The 17,225-nt window shown below is 58.6% G+C and carries 17 protein-coding genes; 11 read left to right on the plus strand and 6 right to left on the minus strand.

Annotated elements, in window-relative coordinates; genetic code table 11:
• Nucleotide 1: 1 nt before the first annotated feature.
• The gene (gene orn, locus CTT34_RS11780; RefSeq protein WP_159342603.1) at nucleotides 2-586 is read right to left on the minus strand and encodes an oligoribonuclease; all 585 of its coding nucleotides are present in this window, start codon (nucleotides 584-586) and stop codon (nucleotides 2-4) included.
• 146 nt (nucleotides 587-732) lie between these two features.
• On the opposite strand from orn, the gene rsgA reads away from it, so the two are divergent.
• The 3 genes from rsgA to asd all read left to right on the plus strand — a co-directional run bounded on the left by rsgA (nucleotide 733) and on the right by asd (nucleotide 3,527).
• Entirely contained in the window at nucleotides 733-1,755 is a 1,023-nt protein-coding gene (gene rsgA, locus CTT34_RS11785; RefSeq protein WP_159342604.1) for a small ribosomal subunit biogenesis GTPase RsgA, read from the plus strand.
• A 76-nt stretch (nucleotides 1,756-1,831) separates the two neighbouring features.
• Nucleotides 1,832-2,674 carry a sulfurtransferase gene (locus CTT34_RS11790; protein WP_159342605.1) on the plus strand — a complete coding sequence of 281 codons (843 nt, stop codon included), beginning with the start codon at nucleotides 1,832-1,834 and terminating at the stop codon, nucleotides 2,672-2,674.
• Between the two features lie 10 nt (nucleotides 2,675-2,684).
• Nucleotides 2,685-3,527 carry an archaetidylserine decarboxylase gene (asd, locus tag CTT34_RS11795; RefSeq protein ID WP_159342606.1) on the plus strand — a complete coding sequence of 281 codons (843 nt, stop codon included), beginning with the start codon at nucleotides 2,685-2,687 and terminating at the stop codon, nucleotides 3,525-3,527.
• Nucleotides 3,528-3,546: 19 nt separating this feature from the next.
• Here the strand turns inward: asd and epmA are convergent, their stop codons facing one another.
• Entirely contained in the window at nucleotides 3,547-4,527 is a 981-nt protein-coding gene (epmA, locus tag CTT34_RS11800) for an EF-P lysine aminoacylase EpmA (RefSeq protein WP_159342607.1), read from the minus strand.
• Nucleotides 4,528-4,626: 99 nt separating this feature from the next.
• Nucleotides 4,627-5,193, minus strand: a complete 567-nt coding sequence (gene efp, locus CTT34_RS11805) for an elongation factor P (protein ID WP_139527117.1) — start codon at nucleotides 5,191-5,193, stop codon at nucleotides 4,627-4,629.
• Between the two features lie 128 nt (nucleotides 5,194-5,321).
• Between efp and epmB the strand changes: the two genes are divergently transcribed.
• Nucleotides 5,322-6,344, plus strand: coding sequence for an EF-P beta-lysylation protein EpmB (gene epmB / locus CTT34_RS11810; RefSeq protein ID WP_159342608.1), 1,023 nt, complete (start codon nucleotides 5,322-5,324; stop codon nucleotides 6,342-6,344).
• A 108-nt stretch (nucleotides 6,345-6,452) separates the two neighbouring features.
• Here epmB and CTT34_RS11815 read toward each other — a convergent pair whose 3' ends face one another.
• Genes CTT34_RS11815 through CTT34_RS11825 form a run of 3 tightly spaced genes read right to left on the minus strand, consistent with a single transcriptional unit; the run spans nucleotide 6,453 to nucleotide 10,170 of the window.
• Nucleotides 6,453-7,574 (minus strand): hypothetical protein, encoded by a 1,122-nt coding sequence (locus tag CTT34_RS11815; protein WP_159342609.1) that lies wholly within the window; start codon nucleotides 7,572-7,574, stop codon nucleotides 6,453-6,455.
• Complete coding sequence (gene leuA / locus CTT34_RS11820) at nucleotides 7,575-9,281, minus strand: 2-isopropylmalate synthase (protein ID WP_159342610.1); 1,707 nt, start codon at nucleotides 9,279-9,281, stop codon at nucleotides 7,575-7,577.
• Nucleotides 9,282-9,297: 16 nt separating this feature from the next.
• Entirely contained in the window at nucleotides 9,298-10,170 is an 873-nt protein-coding gene (locus CTT34_RS11825; RefSeq protein ID WP_159342611.1) for an ion transporter, read from the minus strand.
• A gap of 160 nt (nucleotides 10,171-10,330) precedes the next feature.
• On the opposite strand from CTT34_RS11825, the gene CTT34_RS11830 reads away from it, so the two are divergent.
• The 7 genes from CTT34_RS11830 to CTT34_RS11860 all read left to right on the plus strand — a co-directional run bounded on the left by CTT34_RS11830 (nucleotide 10,331) and on the right by CTT34_RS11860 (nucleotide 17,219).
• Nucleotides 10,331-13,162 (plus strand): monovalent cation/H+ antiporter subunit A, encoded by a 2,832-nt coding sequence (locus CTT34_RS11830; RefSeq protein ID WP_159342612.1) that lies wholly within the window; start codon nucleotides 10,331-10,333, stop codon nucleotides 13,160-13,162.
• Nucleotides 13,162-13,494 (plus strand): Na+/H+ antiporter subunit C, encoded by a 333-nt coding sequence (locus tag CTT34_RS11835; protein WP_044629077.1) that lies wholly within the window; start codon nucleotides 13,162-13,164, stop codon nucleotides 13,492-13,494. The genes CTT34_RS11830 and CTT34_RS11835 overlap by 1 nt, the downstream gene beginning before the upstream one ends.
• The gene (locus CTT34_RS11840; protein ID WP_159342613.1) at nucleotides 13,491-15,002 is read left to right on the plus strand and encodes a monovalent cation/H+ antiporter subunit D; all 1,512 of its coding nucleotides are present in this window, start codon (nucleotides 13,491-13,493) and stop codon (nucleotides 15,000-15,002) included. Before CTT34_RS11835 ends, CTT34_RS11840 begins: the two co-directional genes overlap by 4 nt.
• A complete protein-coding gene (locus tag CTT34_RS11845) occupies nucleotides 14,999-15,496 on the plus strand; it encodes a Na+/H+ antiporter subunit E (RefSeq protein WP_159342614.1) in 498 nt (165 codons plus the stop codon). Before CTT34_RS11840 ends, CTT34_RS11845 begins: the two co-directional genes overlap by 4 nt.
• Nucleotides 15,490-15,759 carry a K+/H+ antiporter subunit F gene (locus tag CTT34_RS11850; RefSeq protein ID WP_066317677.1) on the plus strand — a complete coding sequence of 90 codons (270 nt, stop codon included), beginning with the start codon at nucleotides 15,490-15,492 and terminating at the stop codon, nucleotides 15,757-15,759. The genes CTT34_RS11845 and CTT34_RS11850 overlap by 7 nt, the downstream gene beginning before the upstream one ends.
• 22 nt (nucleotides 15,760-15,781) lie before the next feature.
• Entirely contained in the window at nucleotides 15,782-16,168 is a 387-nt protein-coding gene (locus tag CTT34_RS11855; RefSeq protein WP_159342615.1) for a Na+/H+ antiporter subunit G, read from the plus strand.
• Between the two features lie 184 nt (nucleotides 16,169-16,352).
• Nucleotides 16,353-17,219, plus strand: coding sequence for a DUF6694 family lipoprotein (locus CTT34_RS11860; RefSeq protein WP_368026776.1), 867 nt, complete (start codon nucleotides 16,353-16,355; stop codon nucleotides 17,217-17,219).
• Nucleotides 17,220-17,225 lie beyond the last annotated feature (6 nt).

The raw sequence follows: 17,225 nt of genomic DNA on the forward strand, positions 1-17,225 counted from the left end.
GTTACTCCTCTTCGTCGCTCCCTTCTTCGATACGCAAAAACGTGCGGCGGTAGTGGGCAAGCTCCGCGATCGACTCTTTGATGTCATCCATCGCCAGGTGGGCGTTTTGTTTCTTAAAGCCCACCAGTGCACCGGGATTCCAGCGCTTTGCCAGCTCTTTCACCGTGGACACATCCAAATTGCGGTAGTGGAAAAACGCCCACAAGTCGGGCATTTCCCGTTCCAAGAAGCGGCGGTCTTGATGAATACTGTTGCCGCACATGGGCGAAGAGCCCGCCACCACGTACTGGCGTAAAAAGTCGAGGGTTTGGCGCTCGGCTTCTTGCGTCTCGATGGTGCTTGCCTTCACCCGCGCCACTAGACCAGATTCACCGTGGGTTTTCTGGTTCCAATCGTCCATTCCGGCCAAGAGGCTATCGGGCTGTTTGACGGCAATCACGGGGCCCTCTGCCACGATATTCAACTGCGCGTCGGTGATGAGTGTCGCCACCTCGATAATGCGCTCTTTGTCCGGTTCAAGACCGGTCATTTCCAAATCAATCCACACCAATAGGTCGCTACGCGGTGCGCCGTTTTGCTCGCTCATTGCATTCATTCCTTGGTCAGGGTCGCCCTTGTATCGGCGCATCAAACAAAAGTGTCGCTTATATTGCGCTAACCCGCACCCCACACAGGACAGTGGACCGTCCAGGTGGGTACAATGCCCTCTATTGTAACGATCATCAGGTGGTCATGAGCAAACGTAAATTAAGCCGTCAGCAGCAGTGGCGAGTCGAGAAGATACAAGCCGAACGCGCCCAGCGTGCCGAAAAACGTGATGCCAAAGATGCCGAAAAGCTCTCTGCAGGCGAATACGGCCCCGAACAGCCAGGGCGAGTGATGGCCCACTTCGGTCGCACCCTGGAGGTGCGCGACGCCGACGGCACGCCCGTGCGCTGCCATCTACGCGCCAATCTGGAGGGCTTGGTGACCGGCGACCGCGTGATTTGGCGGGCGGGCCAGGATGGCTCGGGCGTGGTCGTGGCCCGTGAAGAGCGCGACAGCATTTTAAAGCGCCCCGACCCGCGCGGCCAGCTCAAGCCGGTAGCCGCCAATATCGACCAGCTGCTGATCGTGTTTGCCGTCGAGCCTGCGCCTCATCCCAACCTAATCGACCGCTACCTCGTCGCCGCTGAAGCCACCGGCATCGCGCCGGTACTGGTGCTCAACAAGACGGATCTGCTACCTGACGATGGAGGCGAGCTGGGGCAGTTACTAGAGCGCTATCGCGCGCTGGGCTATCCGGTGGTACGCACCACCACGGCCAACCCCGAAGGGCTGGATACGTTGCGCCAGCAGCTCGCGGGCCGCACCTCGGTATTCGTCGGCCAGAGTGGCGTGGGAAAATCATCGCTCATAGATCTGCTGCTGCCCGACGAAACCCTGCGTATTGGCGCGCTATCGGAAGATTCGCGTAAAGGCACGCACACGACGACCACCGCACGGCTCTACGCTATGCGCAGCGACGAAGTCAGCAATGGCGAACTGATCGACTCGCCCGGCATTCGTGAGTTTGGCCTGATCCATCTGGACGAGCAGGAAGTGACCGACGGCTTCATTGAGTTCCACCCCTATTTGGGCCTTTGCCGCTTCCGGGACTGCCGCCATCGCAATGAGCCGGGCTGCGCTTTACTGGACGCCGTCGAGGCAGGCAAGATTCATCCAGAGCGTTTTGCCAGCTATCGACGTATTCTCGATAGCTTGAATCCCCAGTGACAAACCCGCAATGATCGGAGTGACATCGCCGTTACCTCGTTGCGGTTGTCTTATTATCAAGGATAGGGAGCCGGATATGAGCACCGCCAGCCACTCATCAGAACACAATCTATTGCCACTCATCGTCGAGCCGGAACAGCTGCAAGAGCACTTGCAGGCACCTGAACTGCTGATTATCGATGTGCCCGCCAATGGTGACAGCTACCGTCAGGGCCACGTTCCTGGCGCCATTTATCTGGATTTTCGCTACTTGATGCGCGGCGAAGGCCCGGTGCCTAATGACGTACCGTCGGTAGAGTTTCTGTCTCGATTATTCAGCGCGCTGGGCTTGACCCGCGACACACACGTGGTGGCCTACGACGACGAAGGCGGCGGCTGGGCAGCTCGCCTGCTCTGGACGCTGGAGCTGATCGGCCACACCCGCTACTCCTATCTGAATGGCGGCATTCACGCTTGGCGCGACGCCGGTCTGGAAGATAGCACCGAACTCACCGCGCCAACCCCCAGCGAATACCACGCCGAGATTCTCAACCCCAGTGCCGCCATCACGTGTGATGAGATCAAAGATAAGCTCGGCAACAAACAGTTTGCCATCTGGGACGCTCGCTCCAAAGCGGAGTACGACGGCGAACGCGGCAACAATAAACACCTGGGACACATCCCCGGTGCGGTGAACATGGATTGGCTAGACGCCATGGATCGCAGCCGGGCGCTGAGAATCCGCGACTACGCCGAGCTCATGACCGAACTCAATGCCCTAGGGCTCACCCCCGACATGGAAATTGCCACCCACTGCCAAAGCCACCACCGCAGCAGCTTTACCTGGTTGGTCGGCAAAGCACTAGGCTTTAATATGCGCGGCTACGCGGGTTCCTGGGGTGAATGGGGCAACCGTGACGATACACCCATCGAGAAATGAAGATATTACCGTGACCCTTTCCCAAAAAGCCTTTTCGCTGCTCCAATACCCACTGCCTCAGCACGCGCTGTCGCGCCTAACGGGTAAGTTCGCCCAGTGCGATAATCCCTGGGTGAAAAACACCCTCATCAAGGCATTCATCAAGCGCTTCAACGTGGACATGAGCCAGGCGCTAGAGCCAGACCCGACGGCCTATCCCACGTTCAACGACTTCTTTACTCGGGCGCTAAAAGCCGATGCGCGCCCACTGGGCGAAGGAGTGTTGAGCCCTGCCGATGGCACGCTCTCACAGTTTGGCCGCCTCACTACGGCGGGCACACTGGTACAGGCCAAGGGACATACGTTTTCCGCTCAAACGCTGTTAGGCGGCGACAAAGCGTTAGCCGACGAGTTTTTGAACGGCAGCTTCGCGACGGTTTATCTCTCGCCAAGGGATTACCACCGTGTGCATATGCCGGTGACCGGTACGCTGAGAGAGATGATCTACGTGCCAGGGCGGCTCTTTTCGGTCAACCAAGCCACCGCCAACTATGTGCCCGGTTTGTTCGCGCGCAACGAGCGCTTGGTCTGTATCTTCGACACCGAACACGGCCCCATGGCGATGGTACTGGTCGGCGCCATGATCGTGGCCGCCATCGAAACCGTCTGGTCTGGGCAGGTAACACCGCTATCGGGCCACCCTCAGCGTATGCGCTTCGGGCAGCCGATCGTGCTGGAGAAAGGTGCAGAGATGGGCCGTTTCAAACTCGGCTCCACCGTCGTGATGTGCTTCGCTAACCCCGTGGCGTTTGGCCATCATGCGCTCGGGGCGACAGTGCAAATGGGGCAGAGCCTCGCTACCCCAACGCCCTAAGGCAGGCTGGCCGCGTTCGTTAGCAGTTAGCCGTCGAAAACGCCAAGACCTCTTCCAGGCGCGCTTTACCCAGCGCTAATTGGATCAAACGATCCAGCCCCAGCGCCACGCCGGAAGAGGCTGGCAGCCCCTGCTCGAGCGCTGCCAGTAGATGAACATCGACATCCACCTCAGGGAGCCCCAACCGGCGACGCTCGGCATTATCGGCGTCGAAACGCTGGCGCTGCTCCTCGGCATCGGTCAGCTCGTCGTAGCCGTTGGCGAGCTCGATGCCGTTCAGATATAGCTCAAAGCGTGACGCCACCCATTCGCCGTCGGCATCCTGATGGCGTCGCGCCAGCGCCGCTTGGCTCGCTGGGTAGTCGACGACCACGCTAAGCTCCTGCTGCCCCAGCGTGGGCTCGATGACCATGCCCATCAGCAGATCCAAACAGGTATCTCGCCCCTCCTCGGCCAGCGCGTGGGCCGACATATTGCCTCGCTGCGCTGCTAGCGTTCGCAACGTGTCCAGCGACGTGGTGAACGGGTCTACCTCCAAGTGGCGATGAAAGAGTTCGCGATAGCGGTAGTGCACTACCGGGCCCGATGGCTGCGGCAACACGTGCGCCACCAGCGCCGTTGTCTCCTCTATCAACTGCGCCAGCGTGAAACCAGGGCGGTACCACTCCAGCATGGTGAACTCGATATTGTGCCGCGCGCCCACTTCGCCATCACGAAAGCTTTTTGCCAGCTGAAAAATGGGACCACTGTCCGCCGCCAGCAGTCGCTTCATATGAAACTCAGGCGAGGTTTGCAGCCATAGTTTGCGCTGACCTTTATCGGTGCGGGCAAGCGTCGCTAACGACACCAAATGCACGTCGGTACTGCCTCCTTGGCCGAGCACTGGCGTCTCCACTTCCCATATGTCCCGCGCGGCAAAAAAAGCGCGCACCGTGGCGATCAAGCCGGCGCGCTCGCGCAGGGTGCCCACCGTTGCCGTTGGCTGCCAGTTCAGTGTCATTCCCTTCTCCCTAACGACATAAAGCCACGCAACAGTATCGCGTGGCTTTATGAATGAAATGCTTAAGCGACTGGATCGGTCGCTTTTATCATCGCGCGATTAAGCGCGTGATACGTACTCACCAGAACGGGTGTCGATTTTCAGCACTTCACCCTGGTTGATGAACAGCGGTACGCGAACCACGGCACCCGAAGAGAGCGTGGCAGGCTTGGAGCCGCCCTGCGCCGTGTCGCCCTTCAAACCGGGGTCGGTTTCGACTACTTCCAACTCGATGAAGTTGGGCGGCGTGACCGAGATCGCCTTGTCGTTCCAAAGCGTCAGCGTATACGGCACCTGCTCTTTGAGCCATTTTTCGGTGTCACCGAGAGCCTTTTTCTCTACCGCATACTGCTCGAAAGAGCCGTCGGTCTTCATGAAGTGCCACATATCACCGTCGGTGTAGAGGTACTCCATCTCGAGGTCCATGACGTCAGCGCCTTCCAAGGAGTCACCCGACTTGAACGTGCGCTCACCCACACGACCAGTCATCAGGTTACGCAGCTTGACGCGGTTGAACGCCTGGCCCTTGCCCGGCTTCACCAGCTCGTTCTCGACGATCGAACAAGGATCGCCGTCGAGCATTACTTTTAAACCTGCTTTGAATTCGTTGGTAGAATAGTTCGCCATAATGCCTCTCAATGGTCTGTTTCAATCGTCTATTTCAGTATGGGCCGTGAGACACCCTACTCGCCCATCACGCTGCCAATCGCAGCGTCGTCGCTAAGTGCGCGCATGATAACCCGAAGGAGGGCTTTTTGCAGGAGAACATCATTATCGCTGCTCAGCAGGCCGCTGCCCAGACTCAGAGCGCCTGGCAGCGCCAGCTTTCCCAAGCCGTTCGCGACCCCGCCGTACTCTGCCAACGCCTGGGGTTGAGCCAAGCGTGGCTGGCGGGCGCGCAGGCCGGGCATGGGCTCTTCGAGATTTGCGTCCCTGACGCTTATCTGGCGCGCATTGTACCAAACGACCCCAATGATCCACTGCTACGCCAAATCTTACCAACGGGTGACGAAGCCGCCGCGCCGCCTGGCTACGTGACCGACCCGCTAGAAGAGGCCGACCATCGTCCTGTCAAAGGACTGATCCATAAGTATGCGAATCGTGTACTCCTGATTGCCAGCCCAGCCTGCGCGATCAACTGCCGCTACTGTTTTCGCCGCCACTTTCCTTATCACGAGAACTCCCCTTCACGCGCTCAGTGGCAGGAAGCGCTGGACTACCTGCGTGCCGACACCACGATTCACGAGGCGATCCTATCCGGAGGCGACCCCCTTGCCGCCAGCGACCGGCAGTTGGCGTGGCTGGTCAAACAGTTAGAAAGCATTCCTCACCTGAAACGGCTGCGTATTCATACTCGCTTGCCCGTGGTCATTCCCGACCGCGTGGATGAAAGTTTGCTTGGCTGGCTGGGTAGCACCCGCTTACAAAAAGTCGTCGTGCTGCATATCAACCACGCCAACGAGATCGACCAAGCCGTGTTGGATGCCTGCACGCGCTTGAAACAGGCAGGCGTCACGCTGCTAAACCAGAGCGTTCTATTACGGGGCATCAACGACAGCGTCCCCACCCTCGCGGTCCTCTCGGAACGGCTGTTTGAAGCAGGCGTACTGCCCTACTACCTGCACGTGCTCGACCCGGTCCAGGGCGCCGCGCACTTTGACGTGCCGGACAGTGAGGCGCAAGCGCTCATACAAGCGCTGCTGGAACACCTGCCCGGCTTTCTCATGCCACGGCTGGTACGCGAAGTGCCAGGCAAGATGAGCAAAACGCCTTTGTAGCCCGCTCAATGGTCTTGCAAGGCGTCGCGGCTAGACATGCAACATCGCCAAGTACTGTTATTGGCAGCGCTGGGCGATTTGCGTAAATTTTTATAAGCCAATCCAAGCTTAGAAGGCTCGGGTAGACGCTTTAACGCTCAGCCGCATAGCAGGCAAAAGCACCCAAAGCAGCGGCCTCAGTAACCAGCGGTAAACGAATCGGGCAATAAACAAGACTGGCAGCAGTACAATCAACCAGACCAGAAACTGCCCGAGCCACGTTGGCCAGCCTAGCCAGTGAGATAGATGGGTGCCCAGTGCGCTGACCAAGCTGGGATGGCGAATGACCACATAAGCCGTGCCGGCGACCGCTGCAACTTTGGCCATGCGTGGCAGCGTTGCGAAGCGCCCGCTTGTGGCAACGATCCCTTGACGCACACCCGTGCGAGCAGCCTGCGCCTCGACGCCACCCACACGAGCCGTACGAGCGGCTCTTCCAGCGCGGAGTACCTTCACAGTACTGGCCATTACCAGCAGATCAACACCCGCCCAGCCCAGATCGCTTGCGCCTATTGCCTCGCCACGCCGCCACTGGCTTTCTAAGTCACGTAGGCCGCTAGTAAAAAAGTCGCCTACGCCGGCAACCAGACGCTCCCCTTGCAGCCACGCTACGTTGCCTTCGTCATCCACGACAAACTGGTTGAGCAGCCCATGGCCGTTGCTGTCGAGTAACGCAATTCCCATCTGGCCACGCCGCAAAGGGGTTAGCTCGGCCATGGCCGCCTCTACGTCTGCGTCACCCCGCTCATCGGAATCCGATGGCTCATCGCCCCACCAGCGGCTGACTTGCTGATAGCGCTCCCCTATCCAGTGCTGAGCGCGCAGCGTCGTCACGTCGTGGTCGCGGAAGTAGCTGATAGGCAGCACGGTATCCGCTCCGAAGCGCACCAGCACCTGTTGGAATTGGGGAGATAACCCATAGTCGAGAAGCGTGCTTCGAGCGATATCACCGTGGCGTAATATCGCCAACGTGGCGCTCATCCATAGCGCTTGATCAGACGCATAGTGCAGAAACAATGCGTTGATCTCAGCAGACTCTTCTTGCAGCGTGGGCTCAAGAGCGGGCAGTGCCCGCTCTACTTCCAAGCGTACCAACGTCTCTTCAAACGGCTCATTGGAGGCCGTCAGCGAGAGCAGCCCAGCCAGGGCCATGGCGACTAATACGATGAACAGCCAAGGCCGTTTGAGCATTTACCCTAACGACTCCGCCGTCACATTGGCCGCCGCAGGCTGCGTCGAATAGTGGCGATTGATTGCACTAAGCACGCCTTTCATGGAAGCGCTAGTGATGCTTTCATCGGTACCGACGCCAAATACGGCTTTGCCATCAATGCGTACTTCCACGTAAGCGATCGCTTCGGCATCCGCCCCTTGGCCGCGGGAGTGTTCATGATAGTCAATGATTTCGACCTCTTGGCCGCTCGCCACCAGCGCCTTGATGAACGCGGCCAGCGGGCCGTTGCCTTCACCGGTCAGAGTCTGGCGTTGGCCGCCGTTTTCGACAATGGCCTCTAGCGCGACTTTGGGGCTATCTGGCTCGGAGGAAAGACGGTGATTCACCAGTGCCAGCGGTGACCGCTGCTCTAAATACTCATCGGCAAAGGCTTGGTAGATCATTTGTGAGGTGATCTCTTTACCGGTGCGGTCCGCCACTTCCTGCACCACTTGGCTGAACTCGATGGAGAGTCGGCGGGGCAGCTCGATACCGTGCTCCTGCTCTAACAGGTAAGAGATGCCGCCTTTGCCTGACTGGCTGTTCACGCGGATAACCGCTTCGTAGCTGCGACCTACGTCCAGCGGGTCGATGGGTAAGTAGGGAACGTCCCACGGCGCTTCTGGATGGGCGCGACGGTCAGCCATGCCTTTTTTGATGGCATCCTGATGAGAGCCTGAGAACGCAGTAAAGACCAAATCGCCCACATACGGATGGCGCGGGTGAACGGGCAGCTGATTGCAGTACTCGGCTTCGCGCATGATCGGGGTGATATTGGAGAAATCAAGCTGAGGATTCACCCCTTGGGTATACATGTTCATCGCCAGCGTGACGATATCCACGTTGCCAGTACGCTCGCCGTTGCCAAATAGCGTGCCCTCGACGCGGTCGGCTCCTGCCATTAGCGTGAGTTCGGCCGCTGCGACGCCAGTGCCGCGATCGTTGTGCGGATGAACGCTGACGATCAAGGTATCGCGCTTTTTGACATGGCGACAGAACCACTCGATCTGGTCGGCGTAGTTGTTGGGCGTGGCGACTTCGACCGTGGCGGGCAGATTGACGATCATTTTGTTGTCGACGCTGGGGCCAAAAGTGTCCATCACCGCTTCGACGATCTCGACCGCGAAATCCATCTCCGTGGTGGTGAATAGCTCAGGAGAGTACTGGAAGGTCCAGTTCGTTTCCGGGTTGGCCGCCATCAAATCGCGAATCTGCGCGGTGGCATCCACGGCAATTTGGATACACTCGGTTTTATCCACGTTGAACACCACCCGGCGGAACATCGGGTCGGTGGCGTTATAAACGTGCACGATGGCGTTCTTGACGCCTTTCAGCGCTTCGAAGGTGCGCTCAATCAGGTGCGGACGCGCTTGGGTCAGCACTTGAATGGTCACGTCTTCGGGAATCTTGTTTTGCTCGATCAGCGAGCGAACGAAATCAAAATCGGTCTGCGATGCAGAGGGAAAGCCCACCTCGATCTCTTTGAATCCGATCTTCAACAGCATGTCGAACAGCCGCTGTTTGCGCTCTTGATCCATCGGGTCAATCAGCGACTGGTTGCCGTCGCGCAGATCCACGCTGCACCAGATGGGCGGCGTGTCGATACGTTGGCTTGGCCACTGTCGATCAGGCAGATCCACGGCCACGAAGGGGCGATACTTCTTGGAGGGGTCGGACAGCATCATAGCGGCGCTCCTATCGTTAATCGGTTGTAGAAGAATCGGAAGGGCGATGAGAGGAAATAGAAGACCCTTGTCGCTCCGCCAGGGCGGCTTCCATGCGATCGAGCTGTGCTTTCAACGCGTGGACATCGCCACGCAGCGCCTGCAGCTGCGCCGGTTCGCCCTCCTCGTCATCGGTATCGAGCTGTGCGCTCTCTTTTTGCATTACGTCTAACACGATGCCAATCATCATGTTAAGAAAAATGAATGCCGTGAGAAAAATGAACGTCAGGTAGTACACCCAGCTCCAGGCATACTCCTCTTGCGTGGCGTACATCACGTCCGTCCAGTCCTCGAACGTCGCGATACGAAACAGCGTCAACATGGCAATGGAGATGTTGCCCCACAAAAACTCATCCACGTTGTGGAAGAGAAAGCTGCCCAACGCCGCGTAGATATAAAAGATGATAAACATGAGCAGCACCACGTAGCCCATGCGGGGAATCGATTTGACCAACGCGCCCAGCAGCATCTTTAGTTCGGGAATCATCGACACCAAGCGCAGCACACGGAAAATTCGCAGCAGCCGCGCTAACAGCACCATCTCCGAGTCATCCATGGGAATCAGGCTGGCGGTGACGATCAAGAAGTCAAAAACGTTCCAGCCCTTCTTAAAAAAGCTGACTAAGTTGCGCTCTGCTGCCATTCTGATCAAAATCTCGACCAGGAAGAACACCGTGACGGCCACATCGAGGTAGAGCAACCACTGCTCGATACGAGTGGTTTCTTCGTAGGTTTTCGCGCCAATAACCAGCGCCGAGATCACGATGATGGAAATGACCAGCCCTTCGAACAGCTTGTTGCTACGCAGCTTTTCAAAGCGGGATTGCCAAGTATTGAAGGGTTCACTCATGGAACAAGGAGTCTCTCAACGGTTAACGTCAACACTTTATACTAAAATCACACACCTTCCATACAAGTGATATCCTGTTGTTTCACTTGATGTATCTTCGCCTCCAGGGCAACCCTCATTGCTCTGGCGATTTTTTTGATTTTTTGCGCTGGATGACCTCATGACACTGCTGTGGATCGCCTTACTGCCATTACTGGGCGTACTGGTGCCGGCACTGATTGCCCAACGCGGCCGCACTTGGTGCTCGCTCGCCACGGGCATATTGCCAGCAACGGCACTACTACTCACGCTACTGCAAATTCCTGCTTTGCTGGAGGGCGAGGCGCTGCGTTTTGCGGCCGACTGGATGCCCACCCTCGGTCTGGAGCTTGCGTTTCGTCTCGATGGCCTGTCACTGCTCTTCAACCTGCTCATTCTGGGCATTGGGCTATTGATCCTATTGTATGCCCATTTTTACTTGGCAAGCGATGAGCCTTTCGGACGTTTTTACGCTTTCCTGATGCTGTTCATGGCATCGATGGTGGGCATTTCCATGTCCGACAACCTCATCCTGCTCTGGCTGTTTTGGGAGCTGACCAGTCTCTCCTCCTTCCTACTGATTGGCTTTTGGTCCTATCGCAGCGATGCCCGCAAAGGCGCGCGCATGGCGCTGACCGTAACCGGCGCAGGGGGGCTAGCGCTTCTTGCAGGCTTGCTGCTGCTGGGCGACATGGCCGGTAGCTACCGCATGGATGACGTGCTGGCCAGCGGCGCGACCATCGTGACGGATCCACGCTACCCACTGATGCTGGGGCTTGTGCTACTGGGTGCGTTCACCAAATCCGCGCAGTTTCCGTTCCAGTTCTGGCTTCCCCATGCCATGGCGGCTCCCACGCCCGTTTCTGCCTACCTGCACTCAGCCACGATGGTAAAAGCGGGTATTTTCTTAATGGCGCGGTTGCACCCCGCCATTGCGGATAGCGCATTGTGGAGCGTGGTCGTGCCGATGGTAGGTACCATCACGCTGCTTTACGGCGCGTGGTTTGCGCTGTTCAAAACCGACTTGAAAGGCATTCTGGCGTTTTCGACCGTCAGCCATTTGGGGTTGATCACCGTCCTGCTGGGCATTGGCAGCCCCATGGCCGTGTTGGCGGCGCTGTTCCACATTCTGAACCACGCTACCTTTAAAGCGGCGCTGTTCATGAGCGCGGGCATCATCGACCATGAAACCGGCACCCGAGAGCTGAAGCAGCTTGGCGGGCTCAGAAAAGCGATGCCGGTCACCGCGCTGCTCACCACCTTGGCCGCCGCCGCCATGGCGGGGGTACCGCTGTTTAACGGTTTCCTCTCGAAAGAGATGTTCTTTACCGAAACGCTCGCCACTCCGGTACTCGGCGGTCTGAGCTGGGTGCTACCCGCACTGGCAACGCTGGGCGGCATTCTCTCCGTCGCGTACTCGCTGCGGCTGGTTCATGCGGTGTTCTATAAGCCGGCCCGCGAGCAAACGCCTAAATCCCCCCACGAGCCGCCCCACCTGATGCGCTTGCCCGTGGAACTGCTGGTGACGCTCTGTGTGCTGGTGGGGCTATTCCCCGCCTTTTTCGCGACAGGCATTCTAGAGCTAGCCACCCAAGCCGTTTTGGGCGAACCGTTGTCGTTCCACCTCGCCATCTGGCACGGCGTGAATTTGCCGCTGATGATGAGCTTGCTGGCCTTTGCCGCAGGCATTGCCATGTACTGGCGTCATGCCGATCTGCGCCGTTTCGTGCAGCCCTTCGCCAGCGTGGATGCGCGCCGCGTGTTCGAACGGCTAATCATCACCGTGGGTTACCGCGCCGAGCAGATCATTACCAAGCTGGAAGGTAACTCCTTACAGCGCTATATGGGATGGTTACTGGGCGCCGCCCTGCTGATGGGACTGATCGGCCTTGCCGGTATTCAAGAATTGACCGGTAGCAAAGGCAATCAGCCCATCGACGGCGTGGTGCTGCTAGGCGCAGGCATGCTCATTTTTGGAGGGGTTGCCACCGCAGCGACTCACCGCTACCGCTTGATTTCACTGTTGATGCTGTCAGTGGTCGGTCTGTTCGTAGCGCTCACTTTTGCGCGTTTTTCGGCCCCGGATCTCGCCTTGACCCAGCTTTCGGTGGAAGTCGTCACGATGATTCTGCTGATGCTGGCATTGTTCTTCTTGCCGCAAAAAACCCCTACCGAATCGAGCCCGATGCGTAACGTGCGCGATATTCTGCTGGCCGGTGCGCTGGGGCTGGTGGTCGCTAGCTTGAACTACGCGGTGATGACCCGCGAAACGCTCTCGATCTCCAACTTCTTCGTCGAGAACAGCAAACCCGGTGGCGGCGGCTACAACGTGGTCAACGTGATTTTGGTCGACTTCCGTGGCTTCGATACCCTGGGCGAAATTACCGTCCTGGCCATTGCGGGTCTCGCGATCTTCAAGCTGCTCAACCGCTTGCGTCTGTTCATGCCCCACAGCGACGGCGAAGGCCGTGTTTGGTCACCGGATCGCTACCCGGCCATTCTGACCTCCATCTCGATGACGCTGCTGCCACTGGCGCTGCTGGTGTCCGCCTTCATCTTCCTACGCGGTCATAACCAGCCCGGCGGTGGCTTCATTGCCGGTTTGATTACCGCTGTTGCTTTGATTCTGCTGTACATGGCGCGGGGCGTTGAGTGGGCGCAAGAGCGCCTGAATTTCCCCTTCCAGCCGGTCGCCGTGGTGGGTGTGGCCATTGCCACGCTCACCGGCCTAGGCAGCTGGCTGTTGGGTTACCCCTTCCTGACCTCGTCGTTTGGGTATTTCAGCCTGCCGCTGATTGGCACCTTCGAGCTTGCCACGGCCCTGCTGTTTGACTTGGGTGTGTACCTCGCGGTGGTGGGAGCCACGCTGATGATTCTGGCCAACCTGGGTAAGGTGACGACACCGCACCGCCCGGTGACCGACCCGAAGACGTCAGACACCCACGACACGCCGAATGAAAAGGAATCCCACTAATGGAAATGCTCTATGCCATTACCACGGGTATCTTAACCTCCTGCGGCCTTTACCTGACGCTAAGGGGACGAACATTCCCGGTCGTCGTGGGCCTGACACTGCTCTCGTATGCGGTCAACCTGTTCCTGTTCTCCATGGGCGGGCTGACGACGGATGGTGCCGCGTTGGTGAACGAAGGTTCACAGTTCGCCGATCCGCTGCCCCAGGCGCTGGTCCTCACCGCTATCGTCATCGGCTTTGCCATGACAGCGTTCGTGGTCATTCTTGCCATGCGGGCGCGCAGCGAGGTGGGTAACGACCACGTGGATGGTAAAAAGGAAGACCGCGAATGATTCAGCATCTAATTGTGTTGCCCGTGGTACTACCACTGGTCGCAGGTATTTTATTGCTTTACCAGCGCCAGGGGCTGGTGCACTACAAGCGCGCTGTAAGCGTTATTGCCACCCTGCTTCTACTGCTGGTGTCGATTGCTCTGGTGCGCCAAGCCGCCAGCGGTGAGATCACCTATTACGCCCTAGGCGACTGGCAGCCACCGTTTGGCGTCGTGCTGGTGCTCGACCGCCTCTCCGCGCTGATGGTGCTGCTCACGTCCCTTCTAGCCGTGGGCGCCGTGGTGTTTGCCTGCGGTGGAGACGACGAGAAAGGCAGCAACTTCCACGGCCTGTTTCAGTGGCAGTTGCTCGGTATCAACGGTGCGTTTTTGACCGGCGACTTGTTCAACCTGTTCGTCTTTTTCGAAGTGCTGTTGCTGGCCTCCTACGCGCTGCTGTTGCACGGTGGCGGCAAGGCGCGCATTCAGGCCAGCGTGCACTATGTGGTGCTTAACCTGGCAGGTTCGTCGCTATTTTTGATTGCCGTGGGCATTCTGTATGGGGCCACCGGCACGCTCAATATGGCGGATATGGGCGATAAGCTCGCTAGCCTGCCCGCCGAGCGTGAGGGTTTAGTCACCGCAGGTGCGCTGATGCTGCTGGTCGTCTTTGGCCTCAAAGCTGCCATTTTACCGCTCTATTTCTGGCTCCCCCGCGCTTATGCCGCGGCCCCTGCCCCGGTGGCAGCGCTGTTTGCGATCATGACCAAGGTGGGCATCTACGCCATTCTGCGGGTCTATTCGCTGATTTTTGGCGAGCAGGCAGGGGGCCTTGTGGCGCTTGAGCAGCCTTGGGTGTGGTGGCTAGCGCTAGCCACCTTGGCCGCTGCTGGCGTGGGCGTGATGGCCGCTCGCGACCTGCGCCTGCTGGTGGCCTACTTGGTGCTGATTTCGGTGGGCACACTACTGGCGGGCGTCGGCATGCGCTCGGTAGAGGCCACCTCCGCTCTGCTTTACTATCTCATCCATACCACGCTAGTCACCGGTGGCCTGTTCCTGCTGGCTGAGATGATTGGCCTGCAGCGCGGCAAGCCGGGTACGCGTATCGTCAAAGGGCGCCCGCTGGTTCAGGGTAATGCCCTGGCGATCACCTTTTTCATCAGTGCGATTGCCGTGGTGGGTATGCCACCCCTTTCAGGCGCGCTGGGTAAAGCGATGGTATTGGTGGCGGCAGAAGGCACTCAGCGCGTGTGGTTATGGCCACTGCTGCTGCTCGCCAGCCTAGCGTCACTGATCGCGCTCTCTCGCGCGGGCTCTACGCTGTTTTGGCGCAGCCACCGGGGTAGCCCAAGCGGTAGTCCGCTATCCCGTTACCAGTGGTTCGGCATGCTCTGGCTACTCAGCGCTGCGCCTTTACTGGTGGCGTTCGCCGGGCCGGTGAGCAGCTATACCCAAGCCACCGGCGAGCAGCTCGCTAACCCGCAACAACTGATCGAAACGCTGCTGCCCGATGCAGGAGAGACGCCATGATTACCCCTCGCAAATGGCTGCCCACCCCGGTGCTGTCGATACTGCTGCTATTGGTATGGCTGCTGCTGGTCCGCAGCTACGCCTTTGGCCAGTTCGTGCTGGGCGGCGCGCTGGCTATCCTGATTCCTTTGCTGACCCACCGCTTTTGGGATGCCCGACCACGCATCAGCAAGCCCATGATGCTGCTTCGCTTTGGCCTGCGAGTGCTGGGCGATATCGTCACCGCCAACTTCGAGGTGGCGTACCTGATCGCCAACCCATGGCGCAAGCTCAAGCCACACTTCATTGAGTATCCGCTGATGCTGGAGGAGCGGTTTACCATCACGCTGCTGGCCAGCACGATCAGCCTGACCCCCGGCACCGTTTCGGCCAACCTGCGGATGGATGGCAAATCCCTGCTGATTCATGCGTTGAACGTGGACGATGAAGAAGCGCTCATTGAGCAAATACGCGAACGCTACGAACGGCCGCTCAAGGAGATCTACGAATGCTGAGTATTGCGCTCTACATCACCTTAGCGCTGGTGGTGATGGCCCTGCTGATGAACCTCTACCGCCTGACGATTGGCCCTGATCTTCCTGATCGGGTTCTGGCGCTGGACACCATGTACGTCAACTCCATCGCGCTGATCGTACTGCTCGGCTTGTGGCTCAACAGCAAGACCTATTTCGAGTCGGCCCTGTTGATCGCCATGCTTGGCTTCATCAGTACGGTGGCCGTATGCAAATACATCCTGCGCGGAGATATTATCGAATGAAAATGATCGATGAGGTGGCGTCATGCCCTTTCTAGTTGAAGCGCTAATCTCTTTATTGCTACTGGCAGGCGGAGTCTTCGTATTCATCGGCTCGCTTGGCATGGCGCACCTGCGTGACTTCTACATGCGCCTGCACGGCCCTACAAAAGCCACCACGCTGGGCATTGGCTGCATGTTGATTGCCTCCATGGGCTACTTCTGGAGCGTCGATGGCAAGCCGGATATCCAGGAGCTGCTGATTACGCTGTTCCTGTTTATCACCGCGCCCGTCAGCGCCCACCTGCTGGCCAAAACCGGCCTGCACCTGCAGTTGAAGCACACCCAAAAGACCCAGGGCAAACCAATCGAGTTACGCTCTGAAGAGGTCGGCGACAAACCGGTGCCTCACCCTGACAAAGGGCACGGTTAAACACTGTCAATCACGCCTCAAGCGCTGGCAACCGCCAGCGCTTTTTTATGAGCGACCCACCTAAACCGCTGACCATACAGCGAACGCGCGGGCGAGCGGTATGAAGCGCACTCAACAGAAAGTAGTGGCGAATGCCACTTTCCGGTAAGCTCTTGCCGATTGATTTTACGAGGTGAGGTACATCATGTGGCGCCTACTCAGGCTATCTGCACTGTCATTATCTGCTCTGGTGCTGGCAGGCTGCTCCGATCCAACCGTCGACACCAGCTCTATGCCCGCTGCGGTGGTCTCGATCGAAGAAGTGCGTGAGTCGCTGCCCACCTATAAGCGCGACGAGTTCGATACCGCGCTCAAGATCATTGCCATGTCATCGTTTAGCGGTATCGATCTTTTCAACCCACAGCGCATGAACGCGGCGGAAATTGCCGAGTCGGCCAATGCCTACATGCATGGGTTGACGGGGGATGAAATCATCGAGCGTGCCGATAACATGCTTCGCGAACGGCGCGCACGTGAGCGCGAGCAGGCACTGCGCACGCTTAACCGGCTAGAAGCCAAACAGGCCAGCGCCAAGCGTGACCAGGAGCGTTTAGCGCAAATTCGTATCGACAGCGCTCGCTACTATCTCAGTACCAGCCCCTACGGCGCACTAGAGCCGGTGATCGAGCTGACGGTCACGAACGGCGGGGACCAGCCCATTTCAGAACTCATGCTGCGCGGGCTACTGGAAAGCCCCGACCGGGAAGTCGCCTGGGTGGATGAAACCTTCTACTACGTGATTTCCGGTGGCCTTGCTCCTGGTGAGAGCGACACCTGGAGCCTGGCGCCCAATCGCTTTGGGCCTTGGGGCAACGATCAGATTCCCCGCAATGCCGAACTGTCGCTCACGCTGTTAGGCGTCAACGATGCCGACGGTGAGCCGTTGTGGAATGCGCCCCCGCTGACCGAGAGTGAGACCGCGCGGCTTGAGTCGCTGCGAACCGAGTACGGCGGCATACGCCCCCAAGCCACGGACGACCAAGCCGCTGACAGCTTAGCGACGCGCAGGTGATCTACA

The sequence above is a fragment of the Halomonas meridiana genome, assembly GCF_009846525.1.
Taxonomy (GTDB): Bacteria; Pseudomonadota; Gammaproteobacteria; order Pseudomonadales; family Halomonadaceae; genus Vreelandella.

Excerpts from the sequence above, each read along its gene's own strand:
- orn (WP_159342603.1), bottom strand. The coding sequence starts at position 586 with ATGAGCGAGCAAAACGGCGCACCGCGTAGCGACCTATTGGTGTGGATT.
- rsgA (WP_159342604.1), top strand. The coding sequence starts at position 733 with ATGAGCAAACGTAAATTAAGCCGTCAGCAGCAGTGGCGAGTCGAGAAG.
- CTT34_RS11790 (WP_159342605.1), top strand. The coding sequence starts at position 1,832 with ATGAGCACCGCCAGCCACTCATCAGAACACAATCTATTGCCACTCATC.
- epmA (WP_159342607.1), bottom strand. The coding sequence starts at position 4,527 with ATGACACTGAACTGGCAGCCAACGGCAACGGTGGGCACCCTGCGCGAG.
- efp (WP_139527117.1), bottom strand. The coding sequence starts at position 5,193 with ATGGCGAACTATTCTACCAACGAATTCAAAGCAGGTTTAAAAGTAATG.
- CTT34_RS11815 (WP_159342609.1), bottom strand. The coding sequence starts at position 7,574 with ATGCTCAAACGGCCTTGGCTGTTCATCGTATTAGTCGCCATGGCCCTG.
- leuA (WP_159342610.1), bottom strand. The coding sequence starts at position 9,281 with ATGATGCTGTCCGACCCCTCCAAGAAGTATCGCCCCTTCGTGGCCGTG.
- CTT34_RS11825 (WP_159342611.1), bottom strand. The coding sequence starts at position 10,170 with ATGAGTGAACCCTTCAATACTTGGCAATCCCGCTTTGAAAAGCTGCGT.
- CTT34_RS11830 (WP_159342612.1), top strand. The coding sequence starts at position 10,331 with ATGACACTGCTGTGGATCGCCTTACTGCCATTACTGGGCGTACTGGTG.
- CTT34_RS11835 (WP_044629077.1), top strand. The coding sequence starts at position 13,162 with ATGGAAATGCTCTATGCCATTACCACGGGTATCTTAACCTCCTGCGGC.
- CTT34_RS11840 (WP_159342613.1), top strand. The coding sequence starts at position 13,491 with ATGATTCAGCATCTAATTGTGTTGCCCGTGGTACTACCACTGGTCGCA.
- CTT34_RS11845 (WP_159342614.1), top strand. The coding sequence starts at position 14,999 with ATGATTACCCCTCGCAAATGGCTGCCCACCCCGGTGCTGTCGATACTG.
- CTT34_RS11850 (WP_066317677.1), top strand. The coding sequence starts at position 15,490 with ATGCTGAGTATTGCGCTCTACATCACCTTAGCGCTGGTGGTGATGGCC.
- CTT34_RS11855 (WP_159342615.1), top strand. The coding sequence starts at position 15,782 with ATGCCCTTTCTAGTTGAAGCGCTAATCTCTTTATTGCTACTGGCAGGC.
- CTT34_RS11860 (WP_368026776.1), top strand. The coding sequence starts at position 16,353 with ATGTGGCGCCTACTCAGGCTATCTGCACTGTCATTATCTGCTCTGGTG.